15 protein-coding genes are annotated in these 17,571 nt (G+C 61.7%); 7 read left to right on the forward strand and 8 right to left on the reverse strand.

Features of this window, described 5'->3' with window-relative positions; genetic code table 11:
- Positions 1–24: 24 nt before the first annotated feature.
- Positions 25–2,094 (forward strand): phenylacetic acid degradation bifunctional protein PaaZ, encoded by a 2,070-nt coding sequence (gene paaZ, locus WHX55_RS21875; protein WP_353741297.1) that lies wholly within the window; start codon positions 25–27, stop codon positions 2,092–2,094.
- A 182-nt stretch (positions 2,095–2,276) separates the two neighbouring features.
- Here the strand turns inward: paaZ and WHX55_RS21880 are convergent, their stop codons facing one another.
- The 3 genes from WHX55_RS21880 to WHX55_RS21890 are packed head-to-tail and all read right to left on the reverse strand — an operon-like array spanning position 2,277 to position 5,746.
- The gene (locus WHX55_RS21880) at positions 2,277–3,185 is read right to left on the reverse strand and encodes a LuxR C-terminal-related transcriptional regulator (protein WP_353741298.1); all 909 of its coding nucleotides are present in this window, start codon (positions 3,183–3,185) and stop codon (positions 2,277–2,279) included.
- Positions 3,182–4,600: an aminotransferase gene (locus WHX55_RS21885; protein ID WP_353741299.1), complete on the reverse strand. Its 1,419-nt coding sequence runs from the start codon at positions 4,598–4,600 to the stop codon at positions 3,182–3,184. The genes WHX55_RS21880 and WHX55_RS21885 overlap by 4 nt, the downstream gene beginning before the upstream one ends.
- 39 nt (positions 4,601–4,639) lie before the next feature.
- Positions 4,640–5,746, reverse strand: a complete 1,107-nt coding sequence (locus WHX55_RS21890) for a polyamine ABC transporter substrate-binding protein (RefSeq protein ID WP_353741300.1) — start codon at positions 5,744–5,746, stop codon at positions 4,640–4,642.
- A gap of 216 nt (positions 5,747–5,962) precedes the next feature.
- On the opposite strand from WHX55_RS21890, the gene WHX55_RS21895 reads away from it, so the two are divergent.
- The 4 genes from WHX55_RS21895 to WHX55_RS21910 all read left to right on the forward strand — a co-directional run bounded on the left by WHX55_RS21895 (position 5,963) and on the right by WHX55_RS21910 (position 10,954).
- Positions 5,963–6,745, forward strand: a complete 783-nt coding sequence (locus WHX55_RS21895) for an enoyl-CoA hydratase-related protein (protein ID WP_353741301.1) — start codon at positions 5,963–5,965, stop codon at positions 6,743–6,745.
- On the forward strand, positions 6,742–7,923 hold the full coding sequence (locus WHX55_RS21900; protein ID WP_150715800.1) for an acetyl-CoA C-acyltransferase family protein: 1,182 nt from the start codon (positions 6,742–6,744) through the stop codon (positions 7,921–7,923). The genes WHX55_RS21895 and WHX55_RS21900 overlap by 4 nt, the downstream gene beginning before the upstream one ends.
- A 320-nt stretch (positions 7,924–8,243) precedes the next feature.
- Entirely contained in the window at positions 8,244–9,365 is a 1,122-nt protein-coding gene (locus WHX55_RS21905) for an HlyD family secretion protein (RefSeq protein WP_353741302.1), read from the forward strand.
- The gene (locus WHX55_RS21910) at positions 9,362–10,954 is read left to right on the forward strand and encodes a DHA2 family efflux MFS transporter permease subunit (protein ID WP_353741303.1); all 1,593 of its coding nucleotides are present in this window, start codon (positions 9,362–9,364) and stop codon (positions 10,952–10,954) included. The genes WHX55_RS21905 and WHX55_RS21910 overlap by 4 nt, the downstream gene beginning before the upstream one ends.
- Before the next feature lie 12 nt (positions 10,955–10,966).
- On the opposite strand, the gene WHX55_RS21915 is transcribed toward WHX55_RS21910, so the two are convergent.
- From WHX55_RS21915 to WHX55_RS21935, 5 genes are all read right to left on the reverse strand, one after another.
- Positions 10,967–11,407, reverse strand: coding sequence for a carboxymuconolactone decarboxylase family protein (locus WHX55_RS21915; protein ID WP_150725752.1), 441 nt, complete (start codon positions 11,405–11,407; stop codon positions 10,967–10,969).
- Positions 11,408–11,498: 91 nt separating this feature from the next.
- On the reverse strand, positions 11,499–12,941 hold the full coding sequence (locus tag WHX55_RS21920) for a mechanosensitive ion channel family protein (RefSeq protein ID WP_353741304.1): 1,443 nt from the start codon (positions 12,939–12,941) through the stop codon (positions 11,499–11,501).
- Positions 12,942–13,161: 220 nt separating this feature from the next.
- Positions 13,162–13,788: an isochorismate family cysteine hydrolase YcaC gene (gene ycaC, locus WHX55_RS21925; protein WP_095942550.1), complete on the reverse strand. Its 627-nt coding sequence runs from the start codon at positions 13,786–13,788 to the stop codon at positions 13,162–13,164.
- Positions 13,789–13,844: 56 nt separating this feature from the next.
- Entirely contained in the window at positions 13,845–14,528 is a 684-nt protein-coding gene (locus WHX55_RS21930; protein ID WP_008049795.1) for an isochorismatase family protein, read from the reverse strand.
- A 93-nt stretch (positions 14,529–14,621) separates the two neighbouring features.
- Positions 14,622–15,506, reverse strand: a complete 885-nt coding sequence (locus WHX55_RS21935) for a pirin family protein (protein WP_353741305.1) — start codon at positions 15,504–15,506, stop codon at positions 14,622–14,624.
- 104 nt (positions 15,507–15,610) lie between these two features.
- Here WHX55_RS21935 and WHX55_RS21940 point away from each other — a divergent pair, with 104 nt between their 5' ends.
- Together WHX55_RS21940 and dkgB are read left to right on the forward strand one after the other, a co-directional pair.
- Positions 15,611–16,519, forward strand: coding sequence for a LysR family transcriptional regulator (locus WHX55_RS21940; RefSeq protein WP_353741306.1), 909 nt, complete (start codon positions 15,611–15,613; stop codon positions 16,517–16,519).
- Positions 16,520–16,764: 245 nt separating this feature from the next.
- The gene (dkgB, locus tag WHX55_RS21945; RefSeq protein WP_353741307.1) at positions 16,765–17,568 is read left to right on the forward strand and encodes a 2,5-didehydrogluconate reductase DkgB; all 804 of its coding nucleotides are present in this window, start codon (positions 16,765–16,767) and stop codon (positions 17,566–17,568) included.
- Positions 17,569–17,571: the final 3 nt, after the last annotated feature.

Raw genomic sequence — 17,571 nt, forward strand, 5'->3', positions numbered from 1 at the left:
CCTTCATAACCAGGAGCAATCGTGATGTCCTCTTCACCTACACTGCATGCCCCTACCCTGCAGAGTTTCATCGCCGGTCGCTGGATCGGCCAACAGGGCGCACAAGTGCTGCGCAGCGCCATCGACGGCCATGAAATCGCCCGCACCCATGAGGAGCGCCCGGACTTCGCCGAGGCCATCGAACACGGCCGTCGCCAGGGCATCAGCGGCTTGATGGCGCTGGACTTCCAGCAGCGCGCCCAGCGTCTCAAGGCCCTGGCCCTGTACCTGAGCGAGCGCAAGGAACAGCTCTACGCGATTTCCCACCACAGCGGCGCGACCCGTGCCGACAGCTGGATCGATATCGAAGGCGGCACCAGCACGCTGTTCACCTACGCCAGCCTCGGTTCGCGGGAGCTGCCGTCGGGCAACATCGTCCACGAAGGCCCGGCGATGCAACTGAGCAAAATGGGCACCTTCGCCGGTACCCATATTCTGGTGCCCCGCGGCGGTCTGGCGGTGCACATCAATGCCTTCAACTTCCCGATCTGGGGCATGCTGGAAAAGTTCGCCCCGAGCTTCCTCGCCGGCATGCCGTGCATCGTCAAACCGGCCAGCGCCACCAGCTACCTGACCGAAGCCGTGGTGCGCCTGATGGATGAATCCGGCCTGTTGCCGGCGGGCAGTCTGCAACTGATCATCGGCAGCACCGGCGACCTGCTCGACCGCCTGCAAGGTCAGGACGTGGTGACCTTCACCGGTTCCGCCGACACCGCGGCCAAGCTGCGGGTCAACCCGAACCTGATCCGCAATTCGGTGCCGTTCAACGCCGAAGCCGACTCGCTGAACTGCGCGATCCTCGCCCCGGACGTGACCCCGGATGACGAAGAGTTCGAGCTGTTCATCAAGGAAGTCGCCCGGGAAATGACCACCAAGGCCGGGCAGAAATGCACCGCCATCCGCCGCGCCATCGTCCCGGCCAAACACATCGATGCCGTCGCCACCCGCCTGCGCGATCGCCTGGCCAAAGTGGTGGTCGGCGACCCGTCGGTGGAAGGCGTGCGCATGGGCGCACTGGCTTCCCACGACCAGCAGAAAGACGTGGCCGAGCGTCTGGAAAGCCTGTTGCAGAGCAGCGACATGCTGTTCGGCGCCCGCGACGGTTTCGAACCCCGTGGTGTAAATGTCGACAAAGGTGCGTTCTTCGCCCCGACCCTGTTGCAGGCCCGCGACCCGCATGCCGAGGGCGGTGCCCACGATATCGAAGCGTTCGGCCCGGTCAGCACCCTGATGGCCTACGACGATCTGGACGAGGCGCTGGCTCTGGCTGCGCGCGGCAAAGGCAGCCTGGTGGCCAGCCTGGTGACCAAGGATCCGCAAATCGCCGCCAAGGCCATCCCGGTCGCGGCTGCCTGGCACGGCCGTTTGCTGGTACTGGATCGCCATTGCGCCGGCGAATCCACCGGTCACGGCTCGCCGCTGCCACAACTCAAGCACGGCGGCCCGGGGCGTGCCGGCGGTGGTGAAGAACTCGGCGGCCTGCGCGCGGTGAAGCACTACCTGCAACGCGCGGCGGTGCAAGGTTCGCCGACCATGCTGGCGGCGGTCACCGGCGAATACGTACGCGGCGCCAAGGTCGTCGAAACCGAGGTGCATCCGTTCCGTCGCCACTTCCAGGACCTGCAGATCGGCGAGTCGCTGCTAACTCACCGCCGCACCGTCACCGAAGCGGACCTGGTGAACTTCGGCTGCCTGTCGGGTGACCACTTCTACATGCACTTCGACGAGATCGCGGCCAAGGAATCGCAGTTCGGCAAGCGCATCGCCCACGGTTACTTCGTGCTGTCGGCGGCGGCCGGTCTGTTCGTATCCCCTGGTGTCGGCCCGGTACTGGCCAACTACGGCCTGGACACCTTGCGCTTTATCAACCCGGTAGGCATCGGCGACACCATCCAGGCGCGCCTGACCTGCAAACGCAAGATCGACCAGGGCAAGAAGAGCCCGCAGGGCATCCCGCAAGGGGTGGTGGCGTGGGATGTGGAAGTGACCAACCAGTTGGGTGAGTTGGTGGCGAGCTATGACATTCTCACCTTGGTCGTAAAACGCGAAGACTGATCACGATCCCACAAGGTTATTGGTTGCTCGCAGATTCTTTGGTCAATCTATAACCACTGTGGGAGCGAGCCTGCTCGCGAATGCGGTATGCCAGTCGACATCGATGTTGAATGACAGTCAGCATTCGCGAGCAGGTTCGCTCCCACAGGGTCCCAGGCTGACCACAAACTCTGGGGCAATTTTCAATGCCTGCGCAACCACTCGATAAACAGTGCAAACAACTCCGACTGCGAACCCACCTCCAGTTTCAGGTACAGGTTCTTGCGGTGCATGCGCACGGTTTCCGGCGAGATGTTCATCTGGCTGGCCGTCGATTTCACCGAATGCCCGCGCAACACCATATGCGCCACTTGCCGCTCACGTTCGGTCAGCAAGTCGCTGCCGAAATGCTCGAAAGCCGACTGCACCCGGTGCTTGAGATCATCGCGCATGCCCTGGTCTTGATCGCACTGGATCTCGCGACTGCGCAGCATGCCCCGCTGACTGAACTCGCTGATGAATTCGCGCACCAACGGCTCTACGGCGCGCAGCAGGTTCAGCTGTTCGGCGCTCAGGCATTCACCGCCGAAACCCTGATAGAGGCTGACGGAAATCTTCGTGTCATTGCCGGTATCGACGATGTAGTAGCTGTCTTCCGAACAGCCCGCCTTCAGGTAATAGGATTTGTAGTAGTCACTGTCGAAGAAGTTGTCCGGGGCAATTTCCTCCAGGTGATAGAAGCCTTGCGCCAAGCCCTGCTCCACCGCCAGGCAGAACGGGTCGAGTAAATAACCGCCGGCAAAATAGCGCTCCAGGATCGAGACCTGATACTCCTGCGCGATCCCGCGCTGATGCAGCAACTGAGGCGCGCGGTCCTTGCGCTCCAGGCTGATCATCATCGACTCGACGGACACCAGCTGCGCCAACGCCGACGCCAGATGTTGCAGGGCGTCAGGCTCATCGATATGGGCGAAAGCCTCGCGCATTCCCCCATGCCATTTGTGCAATGCCCCGAAGGGCACCGCGATCAGCGTATCGTCGTGTGGTTTGCTCATGCCCCGCAGTCTAGCGGCTGGACACGCCCTTGATAACAGCCTGACTGACGAAATCATTGGCCCGCGTACTGTCCGCTCGCTTCAAGCTCGGCGGCCACTTCCAGAATGCATTCGCGCAGGGTCTCGACGATTTCATCGACCTGGACAAACGTCAGGATCAACGGTGGCGACATCACGTTGAGGTGCATGATCGGCCGCACCAGCAAACCCCGGGCCTGGGCCCGCACATGGATTTTTTCGCCGATGTTGATCTCGTCGGGGAACAACGCCTTGGTGCGTTTATCGGCGACGAACTCCACGCAGGCCATGAGTTTCTGGCAACGCACATCCCCCACCAGCGGCAAATCCCGCAGGGTTGCCAGGCGCTCTTCCAGATAAGCCCCCACCGTATCGACATGAGCCAGCAGGTTTTCCCGCTCGATGATCTCGATGTTCTTCAGCGCCGCCGTGCAGCACACCGGATGCCCGCTGTAGGTGAAGCCATGGGTGAAGCAGCGGCCCTTGCCCGGCTCGGCGATGACTTTCCAGATGCGCTCGGAAAAGATGCACGCACCCAGCGGCAGATAGGCCGAGGTCAGGCCCTTGGCGGTGGTGATGATGTCGGGCTGCACGTCGAACACATCATAGGAGGCAAAGAACTTGCCCAGGCGCCCGAACGAAGTCACCACTTCGTCGGCGACGAACAGGATGTCGTAGCGCTGGCAGACATCCCACATGCGCTTGAGATAACCCTGGGGCGGAATGATCACCCCGCCCGACCCCATGATCGGTTCGGCGAAGAACCCGGCGACCTTGTTCGCGCCAATCGAGAGGATCTTGTCTTCGAATTCCTTGACCAGGAACTCGAGGAACTGCGCTTCGTCCATGCCATCGGGGGCGCGGTACGGGTTGGGGTTGGAGACATGGTGGATCAGCGGGTTGGCGTAATCGAACTCCGGCACCCGGTCGGCGGCCTTGTTGCCGATCGACATGGTCAGGGTGGTCGAGCCGTGATAGGCGTTGAACCGGGCGATGACGTGCTTCTTCTCGGGTTTGCCACGGCAGTTCTGGTAGTACTGGATCAGCCGGTAGGCGGTGTCCACGGCGGTGGAGCCGCCGGTGGTCAGGAACACATGGTCGAGGTCGCCGGGGGCCAGGCTGGCGAGTTTTTCGCAGAGCTGGATGGCGACATTGTTCGACATGTCGGAAAACGGATTGGAATAGGCCAGTTGCCGCACCTGATCGGCGATGGCCTCGGCCATTTCCTCGCGGCCCAAACCGATGTTGGTGCACCACATCCCGCCCACCGCATCAAGAAAGCGGTTGCCCTGGGTGTCGTAGATGTAGGCGCCATCGCCTGCGACGATGTTCAGCGAGCCTTGTTCGGCGTGTTCGTCGAACACGTGATAGCCGTGCATATGGTGAGCCTTGTCGGCCTTGACCAGCCGGGACTCGTCCGCTGGGGAAAAAACGCTGCGTGTTGGCGTCGCCATAAATAAACCTCTAACCGAATTGACTAACGATCGAACCCATCAGATGCCGCTTTTCACGGTGCTCCAGACCCGGGTAATCGCCCGCATGTCCTTGGTGTCCTGGGTCTTCTGCGGAAACAGCCGCTCGCGGGTTTGCGCGTCGGGGTAGATGGCCGGGTTGTCGCGCACAGCGGCGCTCAACAACGGCGTGGCTGCGGCGTTGCTGTTGGCGTAATTGATGAAGTCGCTCACGTCCGCCATCACCTGCGGTTGCATCAGATATTCGAGAAACTTGTGGGCATTGGCGACGTGGGGCGCGTCGGCGGGGATGTACATGTTGTCGAACCAGATCAGCGAGCCTTCCTTGGGGATAAAGTAGGCCAGGTCGATCTTCTTCTTGGCTTCCGCGGCGCGAGCCATGGCGGTGGCGTAGTCGCCTGACCAGGTCATGGCCATGCACACATCGCCGTTGGGCAGGCTGGTCAGGTAATTGACCGAGTCAAATTTGCGGATGTACGGCCGCACCGACAGCAGCAAGTCCTGGGCGGCTTTCAGATCCTCCGGTGCGGCGCTGCGCGGATCACGTCCCAGGTACTTCAGGGCCATGGGAATGACTTCGGTCGGGGCATCGAGCAGGGTCACGCCGCAATCGGCGAAGCGCGAGACGATCTTCGGATCGAAGATCATCGCCAGCGAGCCGATCGGCGCGTCCGGCATGCGTTCCTTGATCTTGTCAACGTTGTAGGTGACGCCGTTACTGCCCCAGGTATAAGGCGCCGAGTACGTGGTGCCCGGATCATACCCTTGCAGATCCTCCAGGACTTTTGGGTCCAGGTTGGTCCAGCCCGGCAGCTGTTTCTTGTCCAGCGGCTGGAACACCTTGGCCTTGATCAGCGGTGGCGCGAGGGACGCGTTCAACACGATCAGGTCATAACCGGAGTGGCCGGTGAGCAATTTGGCCTGCACCGTTTCGTAGGCATCGAAGGTGTCGTAGACCACCTTGATTCCGGTGGCCTTTTCGAAATCGGCGATGGTTTTTTCACCGATGTAGTCCGCCCAGTTGTACAGCCGCAGCGTATGGCTGTCGTCCACTTGAGCGGCGTAGGCATTCATTGTCAGCGGTACAACAAACAGACTGGAAATCACCTTAAGCAGCGTCTTGCCCATAGCAAATGCACCTTATAGCGAGTTCGGCTCTGGATGAGCGGATGCCCTCACTATTGGTGGATTCGCCGGGCGCGGCCATACCCCGAATGGGTGTGTGTCGCTTTTGGCACACCGGCATGGCAAAAAGCGGCAGTGCAGTTGACCCGTTTTGCCATAGATCCGGAGTTTGTCCGGCGCTTAAAGTGGCAGCCCTGAACCGACCCTGCAGAGCCTGCGATGACCGACCTGATCAAACACGAGCAACGCGACGGCGTGTTGACGCTGACCATCGACCGCCCGGACAAGCTCAATGCGCTGAACAACGCCATGTACACGCAACTGGCCGAGCTGTTGCTGGCCGCCGACGAAGACTCGCAGATCGGCGTGATCATCCTCACCGGTGGCCCGGCCTGCTTCACCAGCGGCAATGACCTGGTGGATTTCCTGCAGAATCCGCCGACTCATCTGGACGCCCCGGCGTTCCACCTGATGAAGGTCGTCACGCGCCTGCAAAAACCGCTGATCGCGGCAGTCTGCGGGGCGGCCATCGGCATTGGCACCACCTTGCTGCTGCATTGCGATCAGGTACTGGTCACCCGCAACGCCAAGTTGCGCATGCCGTTCGTCAACATCGGCCTGTGCCCCGAATTCGGCGCCAGCCTGTTGCTGCCCCGCCTGCTCGGCCATGCCCGCGCCGCGAGCTTGCTGCTGTTGGGCAACGGCCTGGACGGCAACGAAGCGGTGGCCTGGGGCCTGGCCAACGAAGCCTTCGATAACGGCACACAATGCCTGGCGGCGGCGACAAAAATCGCCCAGCGCTTCCTGGCCATGCCCCAGCAAGCCCTGCGCCAGTCCCGGCAGCTGATGAAACAGGCTTCCCTGGCCGAACTGGAAACCTCCCTGCGCGAAGAAAACACGCTGTTCATTCAGCGCCTGAATACCGACGAGGCGAAAACCGCCTTGAACGCCCTGCTCAATCGCAGTACAGATAAGAATCCACCGAAAGGAAACCAGCCATGAACACTCCAGAAATCTACGTCGTCAGCGCCGCCCGTACCGCCATCGGTACATTCGGCGGTTCGCTCAAGGATGTGCCACTGGCCGACCTCGCGACCACGGCCGTGAAAGCCGCCCTGGAGCGAGCCGCCGTGGATCCGGCGCTCGTTGGCCATCTGGTGATGGGCAACGTGATCCCGACCGAAACCCGCGATGCCTACATCTCCCGCGTCGCGGCGATGAACGCCGGCATTCCGAAGGAAACCCCGGCCTACAACGTCAACCGCCTCTGCGGTTCGGGCCTGCAAGCGATCATCAACGCCGCCCAGACCCTGATGCTCGGCGATGCCGACATCGTCGTCGGTGCCGGTGCCGAATCCATGAGCCGCGGTCCGTACCTGATGCCGAGCGCCCGTTGGGGTTCGCGCATGGGCAACGCCCAGGTCATCGACTACATGCTCGGCATCCTGCATGACCCCTTCCATGGCATCCACATGGGCATCACCGCCGAGAACGTCGCCGCGCGCAACGGCATCACCCGCGAAATGCAGGACGCCCTGGCTTTCGAAGACCAGCAACGCGCCGCCCACGCGATTGCCAACGGCTACTTCAGCGAGCAGATCGCGACCGTGGAAATCCAGGATCGCAAAGGCGTAAAACTGTTCAGCGTCGACGAACATCCGCGCGCCACGTCCCTGGAACAACTGGCTGCGATGAAGCCTGCGTTCAAGAAGGACGGTTCGGTCACCGCCGGCAACGCCTCGGGCCTCAACGACGGCGCCGCCGCACTGGTCATGGCCAGCGGCAACGCAGTGCAGGCCAACAACCTGAAACCCCTCGCCCGCCTGGTCAGCTACGCCCACGCCGGCGTCGAGCCGGAATTCATGGGCCTGGGCCCGATCCCGGCCACGCGCCTGGCACTCAAGCGCGCCGGCCTGACCGTCGCCGACCTGGACGTGATCGAAGCCAACATCGCCTTCGCCGCCCAGGCCTGCGCCGTCAGCCAGGAACTGGACCTCGACCCGGCCAAGGTCAACCCGAACGGTTCGGGCATCGCCCTGGGCCACCCGGTGGGCGCGACCGGCGCAATCATCGCCACCAAGGCCATCCACGAACTGCACCGCACCGGCGGCCGTTACGCGCTGGTGACCATGTGCATCGGTGGTGGCCAGGGGATTGCGGCGATTTTCGAACGCGTCTAAGCAATAGCTGTAACAAAGGCCGGTGATCGCGCAGATCACCGGCCTTTTTCATTCCAGCAGACCAGTAGCGATTCCCTGTGGGAGCGAGCTTGCTCCGGGCGGCGTTCCGACGATGGCGGCCGTTCAGTCGGCAAAGATGTTGCCTGACACACCGCTATCGCGAGCAGGCTCGCTCCCACAGTCGTTATTCTTCGAATTCAACATCTGATCCCCTCTCATTTATCACCTGACGACCGGCAGCAAAAACCATTTGCCACAAAATATTACATACGTCATATTACGATCATCATAATTGACCGCCGCCCCACAGGTATCCCTCCATGACCAGCATGCCCACCGTTGAACCCGACCTGGCTGCCCCGGTGACTGCCGCCAAACCTCCCCTGCTCAAACGCCTGCTGTTGCCAACCGTGGGCATCGCAGCACTGGTGCTGGCCGGGATGTATGGCACGCATTGGTGGAGTGCCGGGCGCTTCATCGAGGAAACCGACGATGCCTACATCGGCGGTGATGTGACGGTGATCGGGCCGAAGGTGGCGGGTTACATCGACGAAGTGCTGGTGGCCGATAACCAGAAGGTCAAGGCCGGTGACGTACTGATCCGTCTCGATTCGCGCGACTACCGCGCCAACCTGGCCAAGGCCGAAGGCGCAGTGGCCGCCCAGGAGGCCCTGCTGGCCAACCTCGACGCCACCGAACAACTGCAACAGGCCGTCATCGGCCAGGCCCGCGCCGGCATCGACGCCGCTGGTGCCGAAACCGCCCGTTCGCGGGATGACGATGCTCGCTACAAAAAACTGGTGATCACCAACGCGGTCTCGGTGGAAAGCGCCCAGCGAGCCAACACCACGTTCAAGACGGCTCAGGCCCAAAGCAACCGCGCCCAGGCTGAACTGCTGGCCGCGCAACGTCAGTTGAATGTGATCGATACCCAGAAACAACAAGCCCGAGCCGCCTTGATCCAGGCCAAGGCCGAGCGTGACCTGGCGCAATTGAATGTCGGCTACACCGAACTGAAGGCGCCGGTTGACGGTGTGATCGGCAATCGCCGGGCACGGGTCGGCGCCTATGCCCAGGCCGGCTCGCAATTGCTCTCGGTGGTGCCGACCCGCGGTCTGTGGGTCGATGCCAACTTCAAGGAAGACCAACTGGCGCACATGGTGCCGGGGCAACGGGTGGTGATCCGTGCCGACGTGCTGTCGGGGCAGGAATTCCATGGTCACCTGGACAGCCTCGCCCCCGCCAGCGGTTCGCAATTCAGTGTGTTGCCGCCGGAAAACGCCACTGGCAACTTCACCAAGATCGTGCAGAGGGTGCCAGTGCGGATTCACCTCGATCCGGCCGACAGTGTGCTCGGCCACTTGCGTCCGGGGTTGTCGGTGACCGCTGAAGTGGACACGCGCAAGGAGCCTGAAGCACCAGCCGTGGCCAGCGCGCCATGAACCGCGCCCTCGCCGCCCCGGCACAACCGTTCAATGCCGCGAACATGGCGACGGCGACCAAGGTCTTCGCCTTTGCCAGCATGTGCATCGGCATGTTCATTGCGCTGCTGGATATCCAGATTGTCTCGGCGTCGCTGCGTGACATCGGCGGCGGGCTCTCCGCTGGCACCGACGAAACCGCGTGGGTGCAAACCAGCTACCTGATCGCCGAAATCATCGTGATCCCTCTGTCGGGCTGGCTGTCCCGGGTGTTTTCCACGCGCTGGCTGTTTTGTGCGTCGGCAGTGGGTTTCACTCTGACCAGCCTGCTGTGCGGCGTGGCCTGGAACATCCAGAGCATGATTACCTTCCGTGCCCTGCAAGGGTTTCTGGGCGGCTCGATGATTCCACTGGTGTTCACCACGGCCTTCGTGTTCTTCACCGGCAAGCAACGGGTGATCGCCGCCGCGACCATCGGCGCGGTAGCCTCATTGGCACCGACCCTGGGACCGGTGATCGGTGGCTGGATCACCGACATATCGTCCTGGCACTGGCTGTTCTACATCAACCTGGTCCCCGGCATCTTTGTCGCCGTGGCCGTACCGATGCTGGTAAAAATCGACCAGCCGGAACTGTCGCTGCTCAAAGGCGCGGATTACTTGAGCATGGTGTTTCTGGCGCTGTTCCTCGGTTGCCTGGAATACACCCTTGAAGAAGGCCCGCGCTGGAACTGGTTCAGCGACCGCACGATCCTGACCACCGCGTGGATCAGCGGCCTGGCCGGGCTGGCGTTCATCGGCCGGACCCTGCATGTGGCCAATCCGATTGTCGATCTGCGCGCCTTGAAGGACCGCAATTTTGCCCTCGGCTGTTTCTTCTCGTTCGTCACCGGCATCGGCCTGTTCGCCACCATTTACCTGACGCCGCTGTTCCTCGGCCGGGTGCGTGGCTACGGAGCGCTGGACATTGGTCTGGCGGTTTTCTCCACCGGGGTGTTCCAGATCATGGCGATTCCGCTGTATGCCTTTCTGGCCAACCGCATCGACCTGCGCTGGATCATGATGACCGGCCTCGGGCTGTTCGCCTTGTCGATGTGGGATTTCAGCCCGATCACCCATGACTGGGGGGCCAAGGAATTGATGCTGCCACAAGCCTTGCGCGGGATTGCCCAGCAATTGGCGGTGCCGCCAACTGTGACCTTGACCCTCGGCGGCCTGGCGCCGGCACGGCTCAAGCATGCGTCGGGGTTGTTCAATCTGATGCGCAACCTGGGCGGGGCTATCGGCATTGCCGCCTGCGCGACCATCCTCAACGACCGCACCAACCTGCATTTCACCCGGCTGGCGGAGAACCTCAACAGCACCAACGAGGCGCTCAACCAATGGCTGTCCCAAGTCGGTAACAACTTTGCCGCTCTCGGTCAGGGCGGTGACGCCGGGGTCACCGCCAGCCTGCATCAGCTATGGTTGCTGACCTACCGCGAAGCCCAGACGCAAACCTATGGCGACGCGTTCCTGATGATCATGGTCTGCTTCATTATCGCCACGGCGATGGTGCCCCTGATGCGCAAGGTGCAACCACCGGCCGCGCCGAGCGCCGATGCTCATTGATACTTGTACAGGTCAGGCTTGGGGCATTTTGCGGAAGCCGATGGCCAGGCGGTTCCAGGCGTTGATGGTGGTGATGGCGACGGTCAGGTCGACCAGTTCCTTGGCATCGAACTGTGCGGCAGCCAGTTCATAGTCTTCGTCCGGGGCATGGGTCTGGCTGATCAGGGTCAGGGATTCAGTCCAGGCCAGGGCGGCGCGTTCACGCTCGGTGAAGAACGGCGTTTCGCGCCAGGCCGACAGTGTCGCCAGGCGACGCTCGGACTCACCGCCCTTGCGGGCATCGGCGCTGTGCATGTCCAGGCAGAAGGCGCAGCCGTTGATTTGCGAGGTGCGCAGCTTGACCAGTTCGATCAGGTTTTTTTCCAGCGGCAGTTTCGACACCGCTGTTTCCAGGGCGATCATCGCCTTGAGGGCATCAGGGGAAGCGGTGTAGAAATCGATACGGGGTTTCATGGTGTGCTCCAGGGCAAGTGAGTGTGTGACTACGTTAGTCCTGCGACCTGGTTACTCAAATAGCCAATCTTCCAGAAGTCGAGGAGGCCATTCACACGCGATTGCGCAACCACTGCAAAAAGCCCTTTTTCGCCACCGCCACCGGCAGGTCCTGAGTCAGGGTTTTCGCTTTGAGCAGCCGGTAATCGAGCAAGGTTTTCATTGCATCGCTGATGTCCTGACGGGCATCCAGGCATGGCTTGAGGTATTCCTTTTCGATGCGGTACAGGCCACAGAAGGTCTTGGCGGTAAACCGCGCAGGCACCGAACTGTCGTCCAGGATGCCGGCCTCGCCGATCACCTCTCCGGGCCCCATGCGGCCTGATTCGAACGGCGAGCCATGACGGGTCAGCGTCACGCTGACCACCCCGGACTCGATGATGAACAGGTGATCACTGACCTCCCCCGCCTCCAGGATCGTTTCCCCGGCGCGGAACGATTGCAAGGTCATGTTCTGGCTGAAGGTGTCTTTCTCTTCCTGGCGCAGGGTGGAGAAAATCGGCGAGCTGTCGAGCAATGCCCGGGCCCGCGACAGGTTGCCTGGCGGATTGGGTTCCACGCTCGACAGCAGGTTGACGCCGGACGCCTGCAAGTGCCGGTAGGCCAGGTCGAACAGTTGATTGCGCACTGAACGCTTCTGGTCCATCTGCGCGACAAATCCGCTGATTTCATAGACCACGCCGGTGTTGCTGGCACTTTTCATGCCGACGCTCGGCGACGGAGTGTCCAGCAGAAAGCGGCAACCCTGCATGGCCCGTTCCAGGGCTTCGATCACCGTGTTCGGCCGCGCGTGCGGGCTCACTTCCAATGAAACGGAGATGCCGAACATATCGCTCGGCCGACTGAAATTGATGATCTTGGCCTTGGCGGCCAGGGAGTTGGGAATCACCGCCATGCACCCCTGGGCGGTCTGCAGGCGCGTGGCACGCCAGTCGATGTCGGTGACCCGGCCTTCCATGCCATCGATGGAGATGTAGTCATCCAGTTGGTAGGGTTTGGTGGTGTTCAGGACGATCCCGGAGAACACGTCGCTGAGGGTACTTTGCAAGGCCAGGCCGACAATGATCGCCAACGCGCCGGACGTCGCCAGCACGCCCTTGACCGGCAGATCGAGCACATAGGCCAGGGCGGCAATCACCGCGATCAGGAAAATCACCGCACCGAGCAAGTCCTGAAGCAACCGCCCGGTATGCCCGACCCGTTGCATCATCACCGCGCCGATCAGCACGGTCAGGGTCCGCGCACCGAACAACCACCAGCCGATCTGCAAGCCGGTGGCCGCCAGATGCAAGGGTACGTTATCAGGCCAGGGCGGCGGCTCCATCGGGTTCAGGCCTTCGTTGAACAACAGGAGGCTGAACAACGAAAAAATCACCACCCGCACCAACAGCCGCCAGGCGCTGCCAAAGGCACTGAGCAAGTACCACAACCCAAGGTCGATCAGGATCAGCGCCAGTGCGCAGATCAGCGGGTGTTCGGTGAGCAATGACAGCATCAAGCAACTCCAGCCAGGGCCAATAACGCGAAGATCGCATGGATTGGCCATAGTGTAGGAGCAATTGATTTGGCGGGATGAACACCCTCCCAAAAACACCACAAAACCAATGTGGGAGCGAGCCTGCTCGCGAAGGCGGCCTGACAGTCACTGCAACAGTGTCTGTTTTACCGTCATCGCGAGCAGGCTCGCTCCCACAGGGGAAAGCGTGTTGGCTGGATTACTTGCTGTTGGCCAGCGTGCTGTAGCTGGTCATCAGGTTGCGGTAATCCGGAATATGGTTGGAGAACAGCGTGCCCAAACCTTCGATGTCGTTGCGCCAGTCGCGGTGCAGTTCACAGGCCAGGCCGAACCAGGTCATCAGTTGCGCGCCCTGAGCGGTCATACGGTTCCACGCCGATTCGCGGGTCAGTTCGTTGAAGGTGCCGGACGCGTCGGTGACCACGAACACCTCAAAGCCTTCGGCCAGTGCCGAAAGCGCCGGGAACGCCACGCACACTTCAGTTACCACACCGGCGATGATCAGTTGTTTCTTGCCGGTGGCCTTGATCGCCTTGACGAAATCTTCGTTGTCCCAGGCGTTGATCTGGCCCGGGCGAGCGATGTACGGCGCGTCCGGAAACAGTGCCTTGAGCTCGGGCACCAGCGGTCCGTTGGGACCGGTTTCGAAACTGGTGGTGAGGATGGTCGGCAGCTTGAAGTACTTGGCCAGGTCGGCCAGGGCCAGCACGTTGTTCTTGAATCGATCCGGGTCGATGTCGCGCACCAGTGACAGCAGGCCCGCCTGGTGATCAACCATCAGAACCGCGGCGTTGTCCTTGTCCAGACGCTTGTAGGAAGTAGTCATTGCAGTAGTCCTCGCATGTTATCGATGCCGAATGGAAATCGGCGTGGGGTCACCGGTCAGCGCTGGGAGTCCAGCGCCTCGTGTTCGTTCGCCACTTGCTGAGCCTTGAGGTAACTCTCGATCAGCAATTGATAATGCGGCATGGCCTGGGCGTAGACAGCGGCCCACTGCTCGGCATCCGGACGGTTCCACGAGCCTTGCAGCTCAGAGAGCGTAGCCATGATGTCGATCGGCACCACCCCGGCCTGGGCCAGACGGGCAACGGTCAGATCAGTGGCCAGTTTCGAGTGGTTGCCGGAGGCGTCGACCACGGCAAACACCTTGTAGCCTTCATGCACGGCGGCGATGGATGGGAACGCCAGGCACACGCTGGTCAAGGTGCCGGCGATCACCAGGGTTTTCTTGCCGGTGGCTTTGACCGCCGCGTGAAACTCCGGGTTGTCCCAGGCGTTGATTTCACCTTTGCGCGCCACGTATTGCGCATGGGGTGCGGCCTCGTGGATTTCCGGGATCAACGGCCCGTTAGGCCCCTGGGGAACGGAAGCGGTGGTGATCACCGGCATCTTCAGCAGGGTCGCGGCCTTGGCCAGGGCAATGGCGTTGGCGCGCAGCTGGGGCACGTCCATGTCCTTGACGATCTGGAACAGTCCGCTCTGGTGATCGATCAACAGCATCGCGCTGTCATTGGGGTCGATGGTCGGTTTCTGGCCGTTGAAGTTGGCCGCGTAGACAGTGTTCATGAGCGTTTCCTCTTTCTTTTGGGCAATAGCCATCCCTGGCCTGAAAACCGGCCTACTCATCCTGTGTAGAGTCGGGTGTTAAAGCGCTGCGAATTAAGCGTGCATCCGGCCGAACTGGCCGAACTGGCCGAACTGGCCGGACTGGAAGTCGGCGAAGGCCTGGTGGATTTCTTGCTCGGTGTTCATCACGAACGGCCCGTGACCGACGATCGGCTCGTCGATCGGTTCGCCGCTGAGCAACAGCACCACCGCGTCTTCGCTGGCTTCGAGGGTCAACTGATCGCCCTTGCGGTCGAACAGGGCCAGTTGCCCCTGGCGCACCGATTCCAGGCCATTGACCTGAACCGTGCCGCGCAGCACCACCAGTGCGGTGTTGCGCCCTTCATGCAGATCCAGGGTGAGCAACTTGCCGGCATTCAAACGAATGTCCCACACGTCGACCGGGGTGAAGGTGCGCGCCGCGCCCTTGTGGCCGTCGAACTCACCGGCGATCAGGCGCAGGCTGCCGGCGTTGTCCTTCAAGACGATGGCCGGAATGTCACGGTCGAGAATCGTCTGGTAGCCGGGGTCGGCCATTTTGTCCCTGGCCGGCAGGTTGACCCACAGTTGCACCATCTCCAGGGTGCCGCCGCTCTTGGCGAATCCTTCGGAGTGAAACTCTTCATGCAGGATCCCCGAGGCAGCGGTCATCCATTGCACATCGCCAGGGCCGATCTTGCCGCCACTGCCGGTGGAGTCCCGGTGCTCCAGCTCGCCCTTGTAAACGATAGTCACGGTTTCGAAACCGCGATGAGGATGCTGACCAACGCCACGTCGCTCGGTGGTCGGGGTGAATTCAGCGGGGCCGGCGTGATCCAGCAACAGGAACGGGCTGATGTGCTTGCCCAGGTTGTCGTAGGAAAACAGCGTGCGAACCGGAAAACCGTCGCCAACCCAATGGGTCCGTGGACTGGTGTAGATACCGATGATGTTTTTCATGGTGTCTCCTGATGAGGTGAGTGAAGCCATGGACAAAGCTTAAAACCGTGACCTTTGCTGCGCTAGACTGCAAAAATCAGCTATAGCGTTCTATTTGGAGAACGATGGTGGAAGACCTCAACACCCTCTACTACTTCACCCAGGTGGTGGAACATCACGGTTTCGCCGCGGCCGGGCGCGCACTGGACATGCCCAAGTCCAAGCTCAGCCGACGCATCGCCGAGCTTGAAGAACGCCTTGGCGTGCGCCTGCTGCACCGCACCAGCCGGCATTGTTCATTGACGGAAATCGGCCAGGCCTATTACCAGCGCTGCCTGGCCATGCGGGTGGAAGCGGAAAGCGCCGCCGAACTGATCGAGCGCAACCGCTCCGAGCCCCAGGGCCTGGTGCGTGTCAGTTGCCCGACGGCGCTGCTCAATTCCTGGGTCGGGCCGATGCTGACCCGCTACATGCTCAAGTACCCGTTGGTGGAGTTGTTCATCGAGAGCACCAACCGTCGGGTCGACCTGATCCACGAAGGCTTCGACATTGCCCTGCGGGTACGTTTTCCGCCGCTGGAAAACACCGACATGGTGATGAAGGTGCTGGGCAACAGCACCCAGAGCGTGGTCGGCAACCCGGCCTTTTTATCGCGCCTGTCGACACCGGCCTCCCCGGCCGACCTCAGCGGCTTGCCGAGCCTGCACTGGGGCGCGGCGCAGCGCGAATATCAGTGGGAACTGTTCGGGGCCGACGGCAGCACCGCGATGATCCGGCATGCGCCGCGCATGGTCACCGATGACCTGTTGGCGTTGCGCCATGCGGCGGTCGCCGGGATCGGCATCGTGCACCTGCCCAGTGTGGTGGTGCGCGATGAAATCGCTGCGGGGCAACTGGTGGAACTGGTGCCGGGCTGGGTACCGAAGAGCGGTGTCATCCATGCGATCTTTCCCTCGCGTCGGGGGTTGCTGCCTTCGGTGCGCACGTTGATCGATTTTCTTGGGGAAGAATTCAGTCGTAGTGATATTGCTTAGGGTCGGGGGTAAGGCTTTGGACCGAGTGATGGCTATCGCGAGCAGGCTCGCTCCCACAGGGGGAATGCATTCCAAATGTGGGAGCGAGCCTGCTCGCGATGAGGCTGGGACAAACACCACAATGCCGCAAACTGCCGGTGATTCATGACTTTCGGTAAACATTGCTTTGCCGCTCCAGCGGTTTTTCTCACGGATGCAGGCGCGGATACTGCCGCCCATTCCCACTGCAACCTCTGGAGTCTTCAATGTCTATTCCCGCCTTCGGCCTGGGTACCTTTCGCCTGCAAGGCCAGGTGGTCATCGATTCGGTGAGCACCGCCCTGGCGCTCGGCTACCGGGTGATCGATACCGCACAAATCTACGAGAACGAGGCCGACGTCGGCGAAGCCATCGCTGCCAGCGGCATCGCCCGTGACGAACTGTTCATCACCAGCAAGATCTGGGTCGCCAACCTGGCCGGTGATCGCCTGATCGACAGTCTGAAAGAAAGCCTGCGCAAACTGCGGACCGATTACCTGGACCTGACCCTGATCCACTGGCCGTCGCCGGACGATCAAGTGCCGGTCGCAGAATTCATGGGCGCCCTGCTTGAAGCCAAGCGACTGGGCCTGACCCGGCAGATTGGCGTGTCCAACTTCACCATCGACCTGATGCAGCAAGCGATTGCGGCCATCGGTGCCGAGCACATCGCCACCCACCAGGTCGAACTGCACCCGTACCTGCAAAACCGCAACGTCGTCGCCTTCGCACAAAGCCAGGGCATCGGCATCACGTCGTACATGACCCTGGCGTACGGTGAAGTCCTCAAGGACCCGCTCATCCAGCAGATCGCCGAACGCCTGCAAGCGACACCGGCTCAGGTCACCCTGGCCTGGGCCATGCAATCGGGTTACGCCGTGATCCCGTCTTCCACGCGCCGGGCCAACCTTGAAAGCAACTTGAAGGCTCGCGAGCTGACCTTGGGCGAGGCCGACATGGCCTTGATCGCAACACTGGATCGCGGCCACCGGTTGACCAGTCCCAATGGCATCGCACCGAACTGGGATTGAGCC

Origin of the sequence: Pseudomonas fluorescens, from assembly GCF_040448305.1 — a bacterium.
Taxonomy (GTDB): domain Bacteria; phylum Pseudomonadota; class Gammaproteobacteria; order Pseudomonadales; family Pseudomonadaceae; genus Aquipseudomonas; species Aquipseudomonas fluorescens_BH.